Source organism: Massilia suwonensis (assembly GCF_042655665.1).
GTDB classification, from domain to species: domain Bacteria; phylum Pseudomonadota; class Gammaproteobacteria; order Burkholderiales; family Burkholderiaceae_D; genus Telluria; species Telluria suwonensis.
This window is the reverse complement of sequence record NZ_JBHSMR010000014.1, coordinates 510,629-523,740: the sequence shown is the minus strand read 5'-3', so window position 1 is coordinate 523,740 and position 13,112 is coordinate 510,629. Positions and strand designations below refer to the sequence as shown.

Genomic DNA, 13,112 nt, shown 5'->3' with positions numbered 1-13,112 from the left:
GCGAGCCGAGGAGCGCGTCGTCCATGCTTTATTGCTACCGGAAAATTCGGCAGGCGTTAACGCACTTCCTCGAGCAGTTTCAGGGTTTCGGCAAACAACCAGATCCGGCGAATTTCGATCACGTCGAAACGGGCAGCCACGTTCGGCGGGAACGCGGCGTAGCGGGCATTCAGGCGTACGATGCGGCGCACGGCCTCGTCGAGATCGGCGCGGCCGCTCGAGCGCACGATCGTGACGTCGTCGACGCTGCCGTCGCTGCGCAGGGCCACGCTGACGAGCGGGTCGGCACGCCCCGGCCCGCCCGCCACCTGCATCCGGATCTGCGCGGCATTGCGTTCGATCTTCTGACGGAAGCTGTCGACATACAGACGCAAGGGCACGTCGCGCTCCAGGGTGTCGACTACGCGCCGGCGTCCCTCCGCCATCTGCTGGGCGGGACGCAGCGCCGCCGGCGGAGTGCCGGGGAGCTCGATCCCACGCAGCAGTTCGCGTGCCCTGCCGCCCAGGCCGGCGCCACCGAGCGTAGCGCGCGGCAGGGTGCCGCCGATGCCCGAACCGTTCCCGGGCGCCGTGCCGGGCGGGTCGCCGCTGCCCGTTCCCTGCGCCACCTGGCGCGCGCGTTCGGCCTCGGCAGCCTCGCGTGCCTGCCGGCGCGCTTGCTCGATGGCTTGCTGACGCGCCAGTTCTTCCTGGGCCGCCACCTGCTCGGCGCGCTGGCGGCGCGTCCGTTCCTCTTCTTCCTGCTGACGCGCCAGCTGCCGGGCCTGCTCGCGGGCAACTTCCTCGGCCCGCTGCCGGGCTACTTGTTCGCGCTCGGCCGCCAGCCGCTGCGCAGCCTGCTCTACAGCCTGGCGTTCGGCCTCGCGCGCCGCGGCAATTCGTCGCTCTTCCTCGGCAAGTGCCCGCTGTGCCGCCAGTTCGCGCGCGCGGACCTCGTCCCGCGCCACGCGCAGCTGCCTGTCGCGCTCCCGATGCAGCTGCTCTTCCTGCACGCGCCGCGCCTCGGCCTCGCCGGCAAGCTGGCGTTCCCTTGCTGCCATTTCCTCGCGCTGGCGTGCCTGTTCCTGCTCCGCCTGTGCCTGGCGTTGCAGCGCCAGGGCGCGCTCCCCGGCCAGGCGTTGCGCCTGGACACGCTCTGCCGCGCGGACCCGCTCGTCCTCGGCCAGCCGTTGCCGCTCGGCCGCCTGCGCCTGCGCCAGGCGCAGCGCTTCCTCTTCGGCCGCGCGCTGCTGCTCCACACGTGCGAGCCCGGCCGCATCCTCTTCCGGTTCCGGTTCCGGCGCCGCCTCGGCTGCCAGCGGCTCCGGCTCCTTCACCTCAGGCACCGGCGCAACCGGCTCAGGCCGCTCATCGGCAAGCGGCACGCTGAACGCGGCATCGGGATTGTCCTCTTGCACGATCACGGGCGTCGACGGGGTCTCCCGCGGCGGCAGCAGCGGACGCGGCGTGCGCCGCCGCCTGGCGGGCCGGGCCTGGGCCTGGGGCGCGACGGGCGGCGGCGCCATCGGTACCGGATCGACCACGCGGAATCCGGAGCCAGGCGTTCGCTGCGATAAAGGCGTGGGCGGCAAGGAAGGCACCGCGTCCGCAGCCACCGGCGCCGGCTCGTGCTCGGGGGAAGCCGGCGGCAAGGGCGCCAGGCTGACCGTGATCGGCCTTGCCCCGCCCTCATGCTGGCCGGACAGCCCGAAGCCAATCGACAGGATCAGCGCATGCGCCAGCAGCGACAGCAGCAGGCCGATGACCATCCGGCGATTGGCAAGGTCGTGCGCGCAAGGCTGGTCGGTCGGCATGCAGGTGGCGGGCCCGGTATTGTTGAGTTGACAGCATAGCGCGTTCCGAACGAGCGCGTGCGCACGCCAGCAGCAGCCGGCGCCGTATGCCATACTGGCAGCGCCCTGATACCGACGGAGGGAACAGATGCACGCAGGTTTCATTTTCGCGACCGGGATCGAGAACAGCGCCCCGACCATCGAGGGTGGCCGCCTGCGCATGGACGAGCTGGAAAAATGCGGCCACTACAAGCACTGGAAACTCGACTTCGACCTGGTGCAGGAACTCGGCCTGCGCGTGCTGCGCTACGGCCCTCCCCTGCACCGGACCTGGCTCGGCCCGAACCGTTTCGACTGGGAGTTCGCCGACCTCGCCTTCGCCGACCTGCACCGCCGCAACATCGCGCCCATCGTCGACCTGTGCCACTTCGGCGTGCCCGACTGGATCGGCAATTTCCAGAATCCGGACTTTCCCGAACTCTTCGCCGACTATGCCGCCGCCTTTGCGCGGCGCTACCCCTGGGTCCAGATGTACACGCCGATCAACGAAATGTGGATCTGCGCCGTGTTCTCGACCCTGTATGGCTGGTGGAACGAGCAGCTGCGCACCGACGCCGCCTTCGTCACTGCGATCAAGCACCTGGTCAGGGCCAACATCCTGGCCATGCACGCGATCCTGAAAGTGCGTCCCGACGCCCTGTTCATCCAGAGCGAATCGACCGAATACTTCCACGCCGAATCGCCCGACGCCATCGGCCCGGCCGAGATCAACAATGCGCGCCGCTTCCTGGCCCTCGACCTGAACTACGGCCGGCGCGTCGACTCGGACATGTACGAATACCTGCTCGACAACGGGATGAAGCGCGAGGAATACCATTTCTTCCTGCAGCACAACCTGAAACACCACTGCATCATGGGGAACGACTATTACCAGACCAACGAGCATTACGTTTCGGCCGACGGCGCGACGCGCGCGGCCGGCGAAATCTTCGGTTATGCGGTCATTACCCACCAGTACTACAACCGCTACCGCCTGCCGGTGATGCACACCGAAACGAACCTGTGCCAGGGTCCGGCCGGCGACGAGGCCGTGTACTGGCTGAAGAAGGAATGGGCGAACGTGCTGCGGGTACGCAACAACGGCGTGCCCCTGATCGGCTTCACCTGGTATTCGCTGACGGACCAGGTCGACTGGGACAGTGCGCTGCGGGTGAACAATGGAAATGTGAATGCACTGGGCCTGTTCGACCTCGAGCGCAAGATTCGCCCCGTTGGCGTCGCCTACCGCGAACTGGTAAAAGCCTGGGAAGCCGTGCTGCCGACCAAGAGCATCTGCCTGCAGGTGCCGGTCGTCATGCCGCACGAGTTCGGCGCCGAGATTACCTCGATCGACCCCGAATCGCCGGCCAGCGGGGCGATCCAGGGCTGACGGCCCCGTTCAGGGCTTGCGCGGCGTGAACGTGTACGTGTCGCCGTGGGCCAGGTAGACGACACCCTCCTCCAGGCCCGCCGCCTTGACCTCACGCGCGAACTCGGCGAGCGGCGACTTGAACACGTCGTAGTCGTTGTAGTGAATCGGGATGGTTTTCTTCGGCTTCACAATCTGCATCATCTGCACGCCGTCCTTGCCGTCCATCGTCACCTTGAACACGCCCAGGATGCGGGTGCCGCCGAGGTGCAGCAGGGCCAGGTCGATGCCGGGGAAACGCTGCGGGATGCTGCGGATGTCGTCGTAGACCAGGGTGTCGCCGCTGATGTACATGCGGTAGTCGGGGGTATCGGCGTGGGCGCCGAAATCGAGCACGCTGCCCATGACCTTCGGCAGCAGCACCGACACCCCGGCCGCGCCGTGGCGCCCCGGCACCGAGGTGATGCGCAGGCGCGTCTCGCCCTTGCTCACTTCCAGCCTGTCCCATTCGCTGAGGGCGAAACGCTGCTGGAAGCCCAGGCGCTTGAGCTTTTCGCTGGCCTCGCGCGTCGACACGATGGGCGTGTTGCGGTTCAGGCGTTCCTGCACCAGCTTGTCGAAGTGGTCCTCGTGCATGTGCGACAGGATCACCAGGTCGATCGGGGGCAGCTTGTCGAATTCGATGGCGGGATTGGTCTGGCGCTGCGAAGTGAGGCCATAGCCGAGGTGCACGTGATCGCCCTTGTGCAGGAAGTTCGGATCGGTAAGGATGGTCAGGCCCTGGTAGCGGATCAGCACGGTTGCCGTGCCGATGAACTGGACAGTGCCGGACTGCGCCGCCTCGGCAGGCGACTCGCCGGCAGGCAGCTTCAGCGTGTAGGTGTCGCCCTGCGGCGCGCTTGCCTGCGGCTGGGTTTCGGCCTGGACAATCCCCGCAGCCGACATCCCGAACGCAGCCAGCAAGACGGCAGGCCCCAGTAAACGATGAACACGCATACACACTCCGTAAATGGACGAGTCCGCCGACCGCGGACTGCAGATAGCCGAGACGTTAACATAAAGACCACGCCGGCGGCGCCCGTTTCCAGACAGACAAGATCAAGCCCGTAGACAGCCTGATCGCACTCGCATGCATATGTTCCCCCGGACAAGGTGCGGCGCTATACTTGGACAGCTTTGCTACTTCATCAACTCACGACCACACCCATGTCCCTGCCCCGCCGTCTGCTTCCCCGCGCCCTCCCTGCCCTGCTCGGCCTGTCGCTGGCCCTGCCCCTCGCCGCCGCGCCCGTCCCTGCCGAGGTCGCACCCGTGCTCGAACGCATTTCGGCTGCGTCGATGCGCGGCAACCTGTCTTTCCTGGCCTCCGACGCTCTCGGCGGCCGCGGCACGCCCTCGCCGGGACTCGACATCGCTGCCGAATTCATCGCCGCGCAGTTTCGCGCGGCCGGCCTGGAGCCGCTCGGCGACGACGGCTACTTCCAGACGGCGGACTGGAACCTGATCGATCCGAAGCGGGCCAAGAATCCCCCAAGCACGCCTGCTGCGCCGGTGAAAGTGCGCAACGTGGTCGGCGTCCTGCGCGGCTCGGACCCGGTGCTGAAGGACAGCTACATCCTGGTCACGGCCCACTACGACCACGTCGGCACCAAGACCGGACCGGGCGACGTCATCTTCAACGGCGCCAACGACGACGGCAGCGGCACGGTGTCGGTGATCGAGCTGGCCAAGGCCTTCAGCGCCCACAAGACCCGCCCGAAGCGCAGCATCGTCTTCATGACCGTGTTCGGCGAGGAGCACGGCCTGGTCGGCTCGCGCTACTACGGCGCCCATCCGCTGGTGCCGATCGAAAAGACGATTGCAGGCATTAACCTGGAACAGGTCGGCCGTACAGACGACAGCGAAGGCCCACAGGTGCGTGCCTTCGCCGTCACGGGCTTCGACTTTTCCGAGGTCGGCGCGATCCTGAAGAGCGCCGGCGACGATACCGGCATCCGCGTCTCGAAGCACCCGGTCAACAGCGACAAGTATTTCGCGCACAGCGACAACCAGGCGCTTGCCGACCAGGGTATCCCCTCGCACACGGTGAGCGTGGCCTATGCCTTCCCCGACTACCACGGCGCGGGCGACCACTGGGACAAGATCGATTACGAGAACATGGCCGCGGTCGATCGCACCGTTGCGCTGGCAATCTGGAACATCGCCAACGGCACGGACACGCCGAAGTGGAATGCGAAGAATCCGAAGGCAAGCAAGTACCTCGGGATCTGGCAAGGCCGTAATCTGAAATAAGCCGAACAGGGGCGCCAAGGGCGCCCCTGTTATGTGTGGCTGAGGCCGGAATGATTTGTAACAGTTTGTTCGAACTGCGAACTGGCTAACATATCGATGTCACATTTGCGCCCACAATCGACCTCATGAACAGCGGAGGCCCGATGAGCACAGTACGACATACTTTCACGACGACCGTTCCGGCTTCCTCCGAAGAAGTCTGGGCCTGGTCGACCTCGATCAAGGGCATCAAGGCCGAGATGTGGCCTGTCCTCAAGATCACCTTCCCGAAGGGCATGACCCATATCGGCGAGGACACCACGCTCGACAAGCCGCTGTGCCGCTGCCAGTTTTTGCTGCTCGGACTCTTCCCGATCGACATGTCGAAGCTGACCTTCGCCGAAATCGAGCCGGGCCGCCGTTTCGTCGAGCAATCGCCCCTGCTCTCGATGCGTTCCTGGCGCCATGAGCGCATCGTCACGCCGACGGCGGGCGGCACGCTGGTAACCGACAATCTGACCTTCAAACCGCGCGTGGCGGGCCCGATCGTGGGCTGGTTCGTGAAAAAGTTCTTCGAGCACCGGCATGCCGTACTGGCGAAGTCGTTTGCCAAGCACGCGACAAAGCCGGCGCCGGGCCACGTGGTCTGAACTAAGAAATTGAAACGCTGGCCTGCCCAGCTGGGTTCGAACCAGCGACCCTCAGCTTAGAAGGCTGATGCTCTATCCAACTGAGCTATGGGCAGAGATGTGCCGGCGAGTGCCGGCGCAGAAATGAAAACGGACCGTCGAAGACGGCCCGTTTGTAATGCTTGGTCGGAGTACAAGGATTCGAACCTTGGACCCCCTGGTCCCAAACCAGGTGCGCTACCGGGCTGCGCTACACTCCGAATGCTTTGATGATACTCGCCGGAGCGCGGCGCGTCAATGCAAGGACGGCAATAGTCGGCTGCAGTTAAAGCTGAGCGTCAGGCCGCCAGCTTGTCGGCGATGCGGCGCGCCATGCTTTCGGCCATGGCCGCGTCCTTGGCTTCGACCATCACGCGGATCAGCGGTTCGGTGCCCGACGCGCGGATCAGCACGCGGCCGTTGTCGCCCAGTTCGCGTTCGACGGCTTCCTTTTCCGCCACCATGGCGCTGTCCTTGGTCCAGTCGAAACCGGGCGCGACGCGCTTGTTGATCAGGGTTTGCGGGTACAGGGTCAGCTCGGCGCAGCAGGCTTCCAGCGACTTGTTGCTGCGCTTCAGGGCCGACAGCACTTGCAGGGCCGAAACAATGCCGTCGCCGGTGGTGTGTTTGTCCAGTGCCAGCAGGTGGCCCGAGCCCTCGCCGCCCAGCAGCCAGCCGCGCTCCTGCATCACTTCCAGCACGTAGCGGTCGCCGACCTTGGCGCGGGCGAAGCCGATGCCGAGTTCCTTGAAAGCCACTTCCAGCGCCATATTCGTCATCAGCGTACCGACGGCGCCTTCCACCGGGCCGGTCGACATGCGGTCGCGCACCATCAGGTACAACAGCTCGTCGCCGTTATAGACCCGGCCGCTGGCGTCGACCATGATCAGGCGGTCGGCGTCGCCGTCGAGCGCGATACCGAGGTCGGCCTTGTGCTCGACCACGGCGGCGGACAGCGCCTTCGGTGCGGTCGCGCCGAAGCCGGCGTTGATGTTGAAGCCGTCCGGGCTGGCGCCGATCGACACCACTTCGGCGCCCAGTTCGTGGAACACGTGCGGGGCGATGGCGTAGGCGGCGCCATGGGCGCTGTCGACGACGATCTTCAGGCCGCGCAGGTCGAGTTCGTTCGGGAAGGTGCTCTTGCAGAATTCGATGTAGCGGCCCTGGGCATCGCGCAGGCGCGTCGCACGACCCAGCTTGTCGGATGGAACGCAATCCATCGGCTGGTCGATCGCTTCCTCGATGGACAGCTCGACGCTGTCCGGCAGCTTGGTGCCATGCGCCGAGAAGAACTTGATGCCGTTGTCCTGGAAGGGATTGTGCGAGGCGGAAATAACGACGCCGGCCTGCAGGCGCAGCGCGCGGGTCAGGTAGGCGATCGCCGGGGTCGGCATCGGGCCGGCCAGCATCACGTCGACGCCGGCGGCGGAAAAGCCCGCTTCCAGCGCGGCTTCCAGCATGTAGCCGGAAATGCGGGTGTCCTTGCCGATCAACACGGTCGGACGGCTGCCTGCGGCATAGTCCTTGGCCAGCACCTTGCCGGCGGCGTAGCCGAGGCGCATCACGAAGTCAGGGGTGATCGGTGCCACGCCAACCTGACCGCGAACGCCATCCGTACCAAAATATTTGCGTGCCATGCTTGTTCTCTTTGTTTTCTGTTAATCAATGGTGGCCGCGCGCCAGACCTTCAGCGCATCGACCGTCTCTGCTACATCATGTACGCGCAGGATTTTAGCGCCATGCGCCACAGCAGCCAACGCGCCTGCAATGCTACCAGGCAAGCGCCCTTCGACCGGACGGCCGGTGACGGCCCCGATCATCGATTTGCGCGACAGGCCGATCAGGACCGGGAAGCCCAGTTCTTCCTCGATGCGGCGGGTTGCGCGCAGCAAGGCATAGTTGTGTTCGACCGTCTTGCCGAAGCCCAGGCCCGGATCGACGCAGATGCGCTCGCGCTCGATGCCGGCCGCCAGCAGCGCATCGATACGCTCGCGCAGGAAGGCGATCACCTCCGCCACCACATCCGCGTATTGCGGCTCGGCCTGCATGTCCTGGGGCGTGCCCTGCATGTGCATGATGCACAGGCCGCAGTCGCTGTCCTTGACGGCCTCGATCGCGCCAGTCGCGCGAAAGCCGTTGATGTCGTTGATCATGTCGGCGCCGGCGATGATTGCTTCGCGCATCACCTCGGGCTTGCAGGTGTCGACCGACAAGGCCCGCCCTACTTCCTGCAGCGCATAGATGGCCGGCATCACGCGGCGCAGCTCTTCCTCGACCGGGACGCTGGGCGAGCCGGGACGGGTCGATTCGCCGCCGATGTCGATCAGGTCGATGCCGTCGCGCACCATCTCCTCGGCATGCGAAATGGCGAACTCGAGCGTGCCATAGCGGCCGCCATCGGAAAAGGAGTCGGGCGTGACGTTCAGGATGCCCATGACGAGGGGGCGCTGTTCCAGCCGGAAGCTGAAACGGCCGCATTGCAACAGGTGACGCATAGTTGAACCGGGAAAAATGGATGGGGACGGCGCGTCGCCAGCTCGTTAACGAGCAAAAGACATCCGGATGGATGTCTTTTGCTGAGGAGGTGCTAGGCGATCAAGCGCAAGATCGAGTCAAGCTACGATCAGGCCGGAGCCGTCGCGTTGGTGGCAACGCCGCCCGAACCGCTGTCGCCAGGCGGCGTACGCTTGGTCAGCAGGCCGGCTTTCGGCGGACGCGGCTCGCGGCCGGCCATGATGTCGTTGATCTGCTCGGAATCGATTGTTTCCCACTCGAGCAGGGCCTTGGTCATCATTTCGACCTTCTCGCGGTTCTCTTCCAGCAGACGGCGCGACAGCGCGTACTGGGTGTCGAGGATGGCGCGGATCTCGGCATCGACCTTCTGCTGGGTCGCTTCCGAAATGGTCTTGGTAGCGCCGCCGAAGAACCCTTCGTTCTCGCTGTCTTCGTAGACCATCACGCCCATGCTTTCCGACATGCCGAAACGGGTCACCATCGAGCGCGCCAGCTTGGTCGCACGGGCGAAGTCGTTCGAGGCGCCGGTCGACATCTGGCCGACGAAGATCTCCTCGGCAATACGGCCGCCGAACAGGATCGAGATTTCTTCCAGCATCTTGTCCTTGTAGCCCGACAGGTTGTCGTGCTCGGGCAGCTGCCAGGTCAGGCCCAGCGCGAAGCCGCGCGGCATGATCGTGACCTTGTGCACCGGATCGGCTTTCGGCAGCAGCTTGGCGACGACCGCGTGGCCCGACTCGTGGTAAGCCGTGTTGCGGCGCTCTTCCTCGCGCATGACCATCGACTTGCGCTCCGGACCCATGTAGATCTTGTCCTTGGCGTCTTCGAAGTCGCCCATCTCGACCACGCGCTTGTTGCGGCGCGCGGCGAACAGGGCCGCTTCGTTGACCAGGTTGGCCAGGTCCGCGCCCGAGAAGCCCGGGGTGCCGCGGGCCAGGATGTCGGCCTTGACGTCGGCGCCGATCGGCACCTTGCGCATGTGCACGTTCAGGATCTGTTCGCGGCCGCGGATGTCCGGCAGGCCCACCATCACCTGGCGGTCGAAACGGCCCGGACGCAGCAGCGCCTTGTCCAGCACGTCGGCGCGGTTGGTGGCGGCGATCACGATCACGCCCGAGGTGGCCTCGAAGCCGTCCATCTCGACCAGCAGCTGGTTCAGCGTCTGTTCGCGTTCGTCGTTGCCGCCGCCCATGCCGGCGCCGCGGTGGCGGCCGACGGCGTCGATCTCGTCGATGAAGATGATGCAAGGCGAGTGTTTCTTGGCGTTCTCGAACATGTCGCGCACGCGGGATGCACCGACGCCGACGAACATTTCGACGAAGTCGGAACCCGAGATCGAGAAGAACGGCACTTTCGCTTCGCCGGCGATCGCACGCGCCAGCAGGGTCTTGCCGGTACCCGGAGGACCGACCATCAGCACGCCGCGCGGGATGCGGCCGCCGAGCTTCTGGAATTTGGTCGGATCTTTCAGGAAGTCGACGATCTCGCTGACTTCTTCTTTCGCTTCGTCGCAGCCGGCGACGTCGGCGAAGGTGACGCTGTTGTTCGTTTCATCGAGCATGCGCGCCTTCGACTTGCCGAAGGAGAAAGCGCCGCCCTTGCCGCCGCCCTGCATCTGGCGCATGAAGAAGACCCAGACGCCGATCAGGAGCAGCATCGGGAACCAGGAGATGAAGATCTGTTGCAGGAAGCTCGGTTCTTCCGGCGGCTTGACGTCGAAGCGCACGCCGTTCTCGCGCAGGTCGCCGATCAGGCCGCGGTCGAGGACGGTCGAGGTGGCGCGCACCTTGGTGTCGTCGGTGCGGGTGGCCGTCACGTTCAGGCCTTCGATCACGACGTCCTTGACGCGGCGCGCTTTCACATCGTCGAGCAGCTCGGAATAAGCGATGGTCTTGCTGCCACCGGCAGGGCTATGGTTGTCGAACTGCTTGAACAGCATGAACAACAGCAGTGCGACTACCACCCAGATGGCAGATTTGGAAAACATATTATTCACGAAAACTCCTCCGATGCGAATCGCACCAATACCGATTTGAGATTGCCGATTTTACCCCCGATTTTACTCGGGATTTACTCACAACACGCAGGCCGTGCGATGCACAAACCGCCATGATGCCATATTGCCACCATTTCGACCTCGACAATGCGCGCGGAAGGGTCCGGTGCACGTAGAGACGGAGGCATCACGCGGTGCATGTGCGGCTGCGATCTCAAATATCAAGAGCTGCGCCGTCATCCTGTGCGGATTTGTATTCGACAGGATTCTTCAGACCACGCCCGAGCAAGAAAATTTCCGACGACTTGTCGCGGCTTGCCTTCGGCTTGATTTGCTTGACCGTTTTGAATTCAAGCCGGAACTTCTCGACGATCTGCGTGAAGCCCATATCCTTGAAGCACTTGACCAACAATGCGCCACCGGGTTTCAGATGCATTTGAGAAAACTCAATCGCGAGATCGATCAAATGTTCCATCCGCGCGGCGTCCGCGGTCGGAATGCCCGACAAATTGGGCGCCATGTCGGAAAGCACCAGGTCGGTGCGGCGGCCTTCGAGCACGGCTGCCAGTTGGTCCAAAACAACATCTTCGCGGAAGTCGCCCTGGATGTAATGCACGTCGGCGATCGGCTCCATCGGCAGGATGTCGAGGCCGATGATGGTGCCGTTGATGCCCCCGCCCTCCTTGCCTGCCAGCTTGCGCCGCGTGTACTGGGCCCAGCTGCCGGGCGTGCAGCCGAGGTCGACAATGACCTGGCCCTGCTTGATGAGTTTTTCCGCCTCGTCGATTTCTTTCAGCTTGTAGGCGGCGCGGGCGCGGAAGCCGTCTTTCTGCGCCTGTTTCACGTAAGGGTCGTTAATATGGTCGTGCAACCAGTTTTTGTTTAATTTGTTCTTGGCCATTCGCGTAGAATACTGCTTTTATCGGTTCATCTAAAAATTATTATGCTTACACTTACACCCGTCGAACGCAGCGCGCTGCGCGCGGAAGCCCATGGCCTGAAGCCTGTGGTCATGATCGGCGAATCGGGCCTGACGGAATCCGTGATGAAGGAAATCGCGGCCAGTCTCGACGCACACGGCCTGATCAAGGTCCGCGTCTTCGGCGACGAGCGCGAAGAGCGCGTCGCCATCTACGAACAGATCTGCGAAGAACTGGGCGCCGCCCCGGTCCAGCACATCGGCAAGCTGCTGGTCCTGTACCGTCCCAAGAAGGAAGCCGTCAAGGAACGCAGCAGCAAGGCCGGCAAGGGCATGCGCGAAGTCACCATCGTCAAGGCCAGCGCCAGCGGCACCAAAAAGCCGAGCGTCACCAAGGTCATGATCAAGGGGAACGAACGCGTTACCGCCGGCGGCAACATCAAGCGCGCCAAAACGCGCCAGACCAGTACCAAGAAGAATGCACTGAACAAGTGATCGAAAAACCGGAGCCAGTCTCCGGTTTTTTTTGGCGCAGAAACCGCGTGGGCACGGAGTGCCCACCCTACAAGGTCAACGGCTCTTTACGAGCAGGACGGCTGCCAGTACGCTTTCAATCAGGTGAAACAGCTGCGAGACGCCATGCAGGATGGCGAACTTCGTCCACAGGGGCGAAGCACGGATGCCCAGCGGCCCCGCCGCTTCGCGCATCTGCGCCATCGCCGGCTGCAGGCCGACATACATCACCAGCGCACAGGCCAGCATCGCCAGCACCAGTAACTGCAGGAAGCGCCGGCGCCCGGCTTCCAGGTCCTTCGACACCTGCACCAGAACCAGCATCAGGGCCGAACAGGCCATGCTGATCCAGGCCAGGCGGCGCAGGAAGGCGCCGACGATGTCGCCGGCCACCGGTCCCTGGGCGCTGCCGAACACCGCCGGCGCGGCGATGTAGCCGAGCACCCACAGGGCGCCCGCCCACAGCGCCGCCACCAGCAGCCGTGCCGCGGGCAGGCGGCCGGCCATCAGACGTAGCGCACTTCGAGGATTTCGTATTCGCGCGGACCCGACGGGGCCTGCACTTCGACCACGTCACCGGCATACTTGCCGATCAGGGCGCGCGCGATCGGCGAGGTGACCGAGATCTTGTTCAGCTTCAGGTCGGCTTCGTCGAGGCCGACGATCTGGTAGCTCACCTTCTGGCCATTTTCCAGGTCCTCCAGGTCGACGGTCGATGCGAAGACCACGCGGCCTTCGGCGTCCAGGGTGGCCGGATCGATGATCTGGGCGGTGCTCAGTTTGCCTTCGAGTTCGGCGATGCGGCCTTCGACGAAAGCCTGGCGTTCCTTGGCGGCGTCGTATTCGGCGTTCTCCGACAGGTCGCCGTGCGAGCGCGCTTCGGCGATCGCGTCGATGACGATGCGGCGTTCTTTGGTCTTGAGCTGGTGCAGCTCTTCCTTCAGCAATTCGGCGCCGAACTTGGTCAGTGGGACAGTGTTATTCATTTCAACTCAACTTATTGAATTCGTGGACGTACCAAGTGAAAACCACAGAGGCGCGCGATTGACGA

General features: G+C 64.3%; 13 protein-coding genes and 2 tRNA genes. 5 read left to right on the top strand and 10 right to left on the bottom strand.

Features of this window, described 5'->3' with window-relative positions; translation table 11 throughout:
* Nucleotides 1-56 precede the first annotated feature (56 nt).
* Nucleotides 57-1,325: a TonB family protein gene (locus ACFPQ5_RS22755; protein ID WP_379761101.1), complete on the bottom strand. Its 1,269-nt coding sequence runs from the start codon at nt 1,323-1,325 to the stop codon at nt 57-59.
* Between the two features lie 58 nt (nt 1,326-1,383).
* On the opposite strand from ACFPQ5_RS22755, the gene ACFPQ5_RS22750 reads away from it, so the two are divergent.
* A complete protein-coding gene (locus ACFPQ5_RS22750) occupies nt 1,384-1,824 on the top strand; it encodes a hypothetical protein (RefSeq protein ID WP_379761099.1) in 441 nt (146 codons plus the stop codon).
* A gap of 96 nt (nt 1,825-1,920) precedes the next feature.
* Nucleotides 1,921-3,201 (top strand): family 1 glycosylhydrolase, encoded by a 1,281-nt coding sequence (locus ACFPQ5_RS22745; protein WP_379761097.1) that lies wholly within the window; start codon nt 1,921-1,923, stop codon nt 3,199-3,201.
* Nucleotides 3,202-3,210: 9 nt separating this feature from the next.
* Here ACFPQ5_RS22745 and ACFPQ5_RS22740 read toward each other — a convergent pair whose 3' ends face one another.
* Entirely contained in the window at nt 3,211-4,176 is a 966-nt protein-coding gene (locus ACFPQ5_RS22740; RefSeq protein WP_379761095.1) for an MBL fold metallo-hydrolase, read from the bottom strand.
* A gap of 210 nt (nt 4,177-4,386) precedes the next feature.
* Between ACFPQ5_RS22740 and ACFPQ5_RS22735 the strand changes: the two genes are divergently transcribed.
* Both ACFPQ5_RS22735 and ACFPQ5_RS22730 read left to right on the top strand, forming a co-directional pair.
* Nucleotides 4,387-5,472: a M28 family peptidase gene (locus tag ACFPQ5_RS22735; RefSeq protein WP_379761093.1), complete on the top strand. Its 1,086-nt coding sequence runs from the start codon at nt 4,387-4,389 to the stop codon at nt 5,470-5,472.
* Nucleotides 5,473-5,615: 143 nt separating this feature from the next.
* Complete coding sequence (locus ACFPQ5_RS22730; protein WP_379761091.1) at nt 5,616-6,101, top strand: hypothetical protein; 486 nt, start codon at nt 5,616-5,618, stop codon at nt 6,099-6,101.
* Nucleotides 6,102-6,119: 18 nt separating this feature from the next.
* Here the strand turns inward: ACFPQ5_RS22730 and ACFPQ5_RS22725 are convergent.
* The 6 genes from ACFPQ5_RS22725 to ACFPQ5_RS22700 form a co-directional block, all read right to left on the bottom strand.
* Nucleotides 6,120-6,196 (bottom strand) — tRNA-Arg (locus tag ACFPQ5_RS22725).
* Nucleotides 6,197-6,263: 67 nt separating this feature from the next.
* Nucleotides 6,264-6,340: transfer RNA gene (locus ACFPQ5_RS22720), tRNA-Pro, on the bottom strand.
* Between the two features lie 78 nt (nt 6,341-6,418).
* Complete coding sequence (gene glmM, locus ACFPQ5_RS22715) at nt 6,419-7,756, bottom strand: phosphoglucosamine mutase (RefSeq protein ID WP_379761089.1); 1,338 nt, start codon at nt 7,754-7,756, stop codon at nt 6,419-6,421.
* 21 nt (nt 7,757-7,777) lie between these two features.
* Complete coding sequence (gene folP, locus ACFPQ5_RS22710; protein ID WP_379761087.1) at nt 7,778-8,614, bottom strand: dihydropteroate synthase; 837 nt, start codon at nt 8,612-8,614, stop codon at nt 7,778-7,780.
* 128 nt (nt 8,615-8,742) lie between these two features.
* Nucleotides 8,743-10,629: an ATP-dependent zinc metalloprotease FtsH gene (gene ftsH / locus ACFPQ5_RS22705; RefSeq protein WP_379761085.1), complete on the bottom strand. Its 1,887-nt coding sequence runs from the start codon at nt 10,627-10,629 to the stop codon at nt 8,743-8,745.
* Nucleotides 10,630-10,843: 214 nt separating this feature from the next.
* A complete protein-coding gene (locus tag ACFPQ5_RS22700; RefSeq protein WP_136222618.1) occupies nt 10,844-11,530 on the bottom strand; it encodes an RlmE family RNA methyltransferase in 687 nt (228 codons plus the stop codon).
* 42 nt (nt 11,531-11,572) lie between these two features.
* On the opposite strand from ACFPQ5_RS22700, the gene yhbY reads away from it, so the two are divergent.
* Nucleotides 11,573-12,043, top strand: coding sequence for a ribosome assembly RNA-binding protein YhbY (gene yhbY, locus ACFPQ5_RS22695; RefSeq protein WP_136222616.1), 471 nt, complete (start codon nt 11,573-11,575; stop codon nt 12,041-12,043).
* A gap of 75 nt (nt 12,044-12,118) precedes the next feature.
* Here yhbY and ACFPQ5_RS22690 read toward each other — a convergent pair whose 3' ends face one another.
* Nucleotides 12,119-12,568 carry a DUF4149 domain-containing protein gene (locus ACFPQ5_RS22690; protein WP_379761082.1) on the bottom strand — a complete coding sequence of 150 codons (450 nt, stop codon included), beginning with the start codon at nt 12,566-12,568 and terminating at the stop codon, nt 12,119-12,121.
* A complete protein-coding gene (gene greA, locus ACFPQ5_RS22685; protein WP_379761080.1) occupies nt 12,568-13,047 on the bottom strand; it encodes a transcription elongation factor GreA in 480 nt (159 codons plus the stop codon). The genes ACFPQ5_RS22690 and greA overlap by 1 nt, the downstream gene beginning before the upstream one ends.
* Nucleotides 13,048-13,112: the final 65 nt, after the last annotated feature.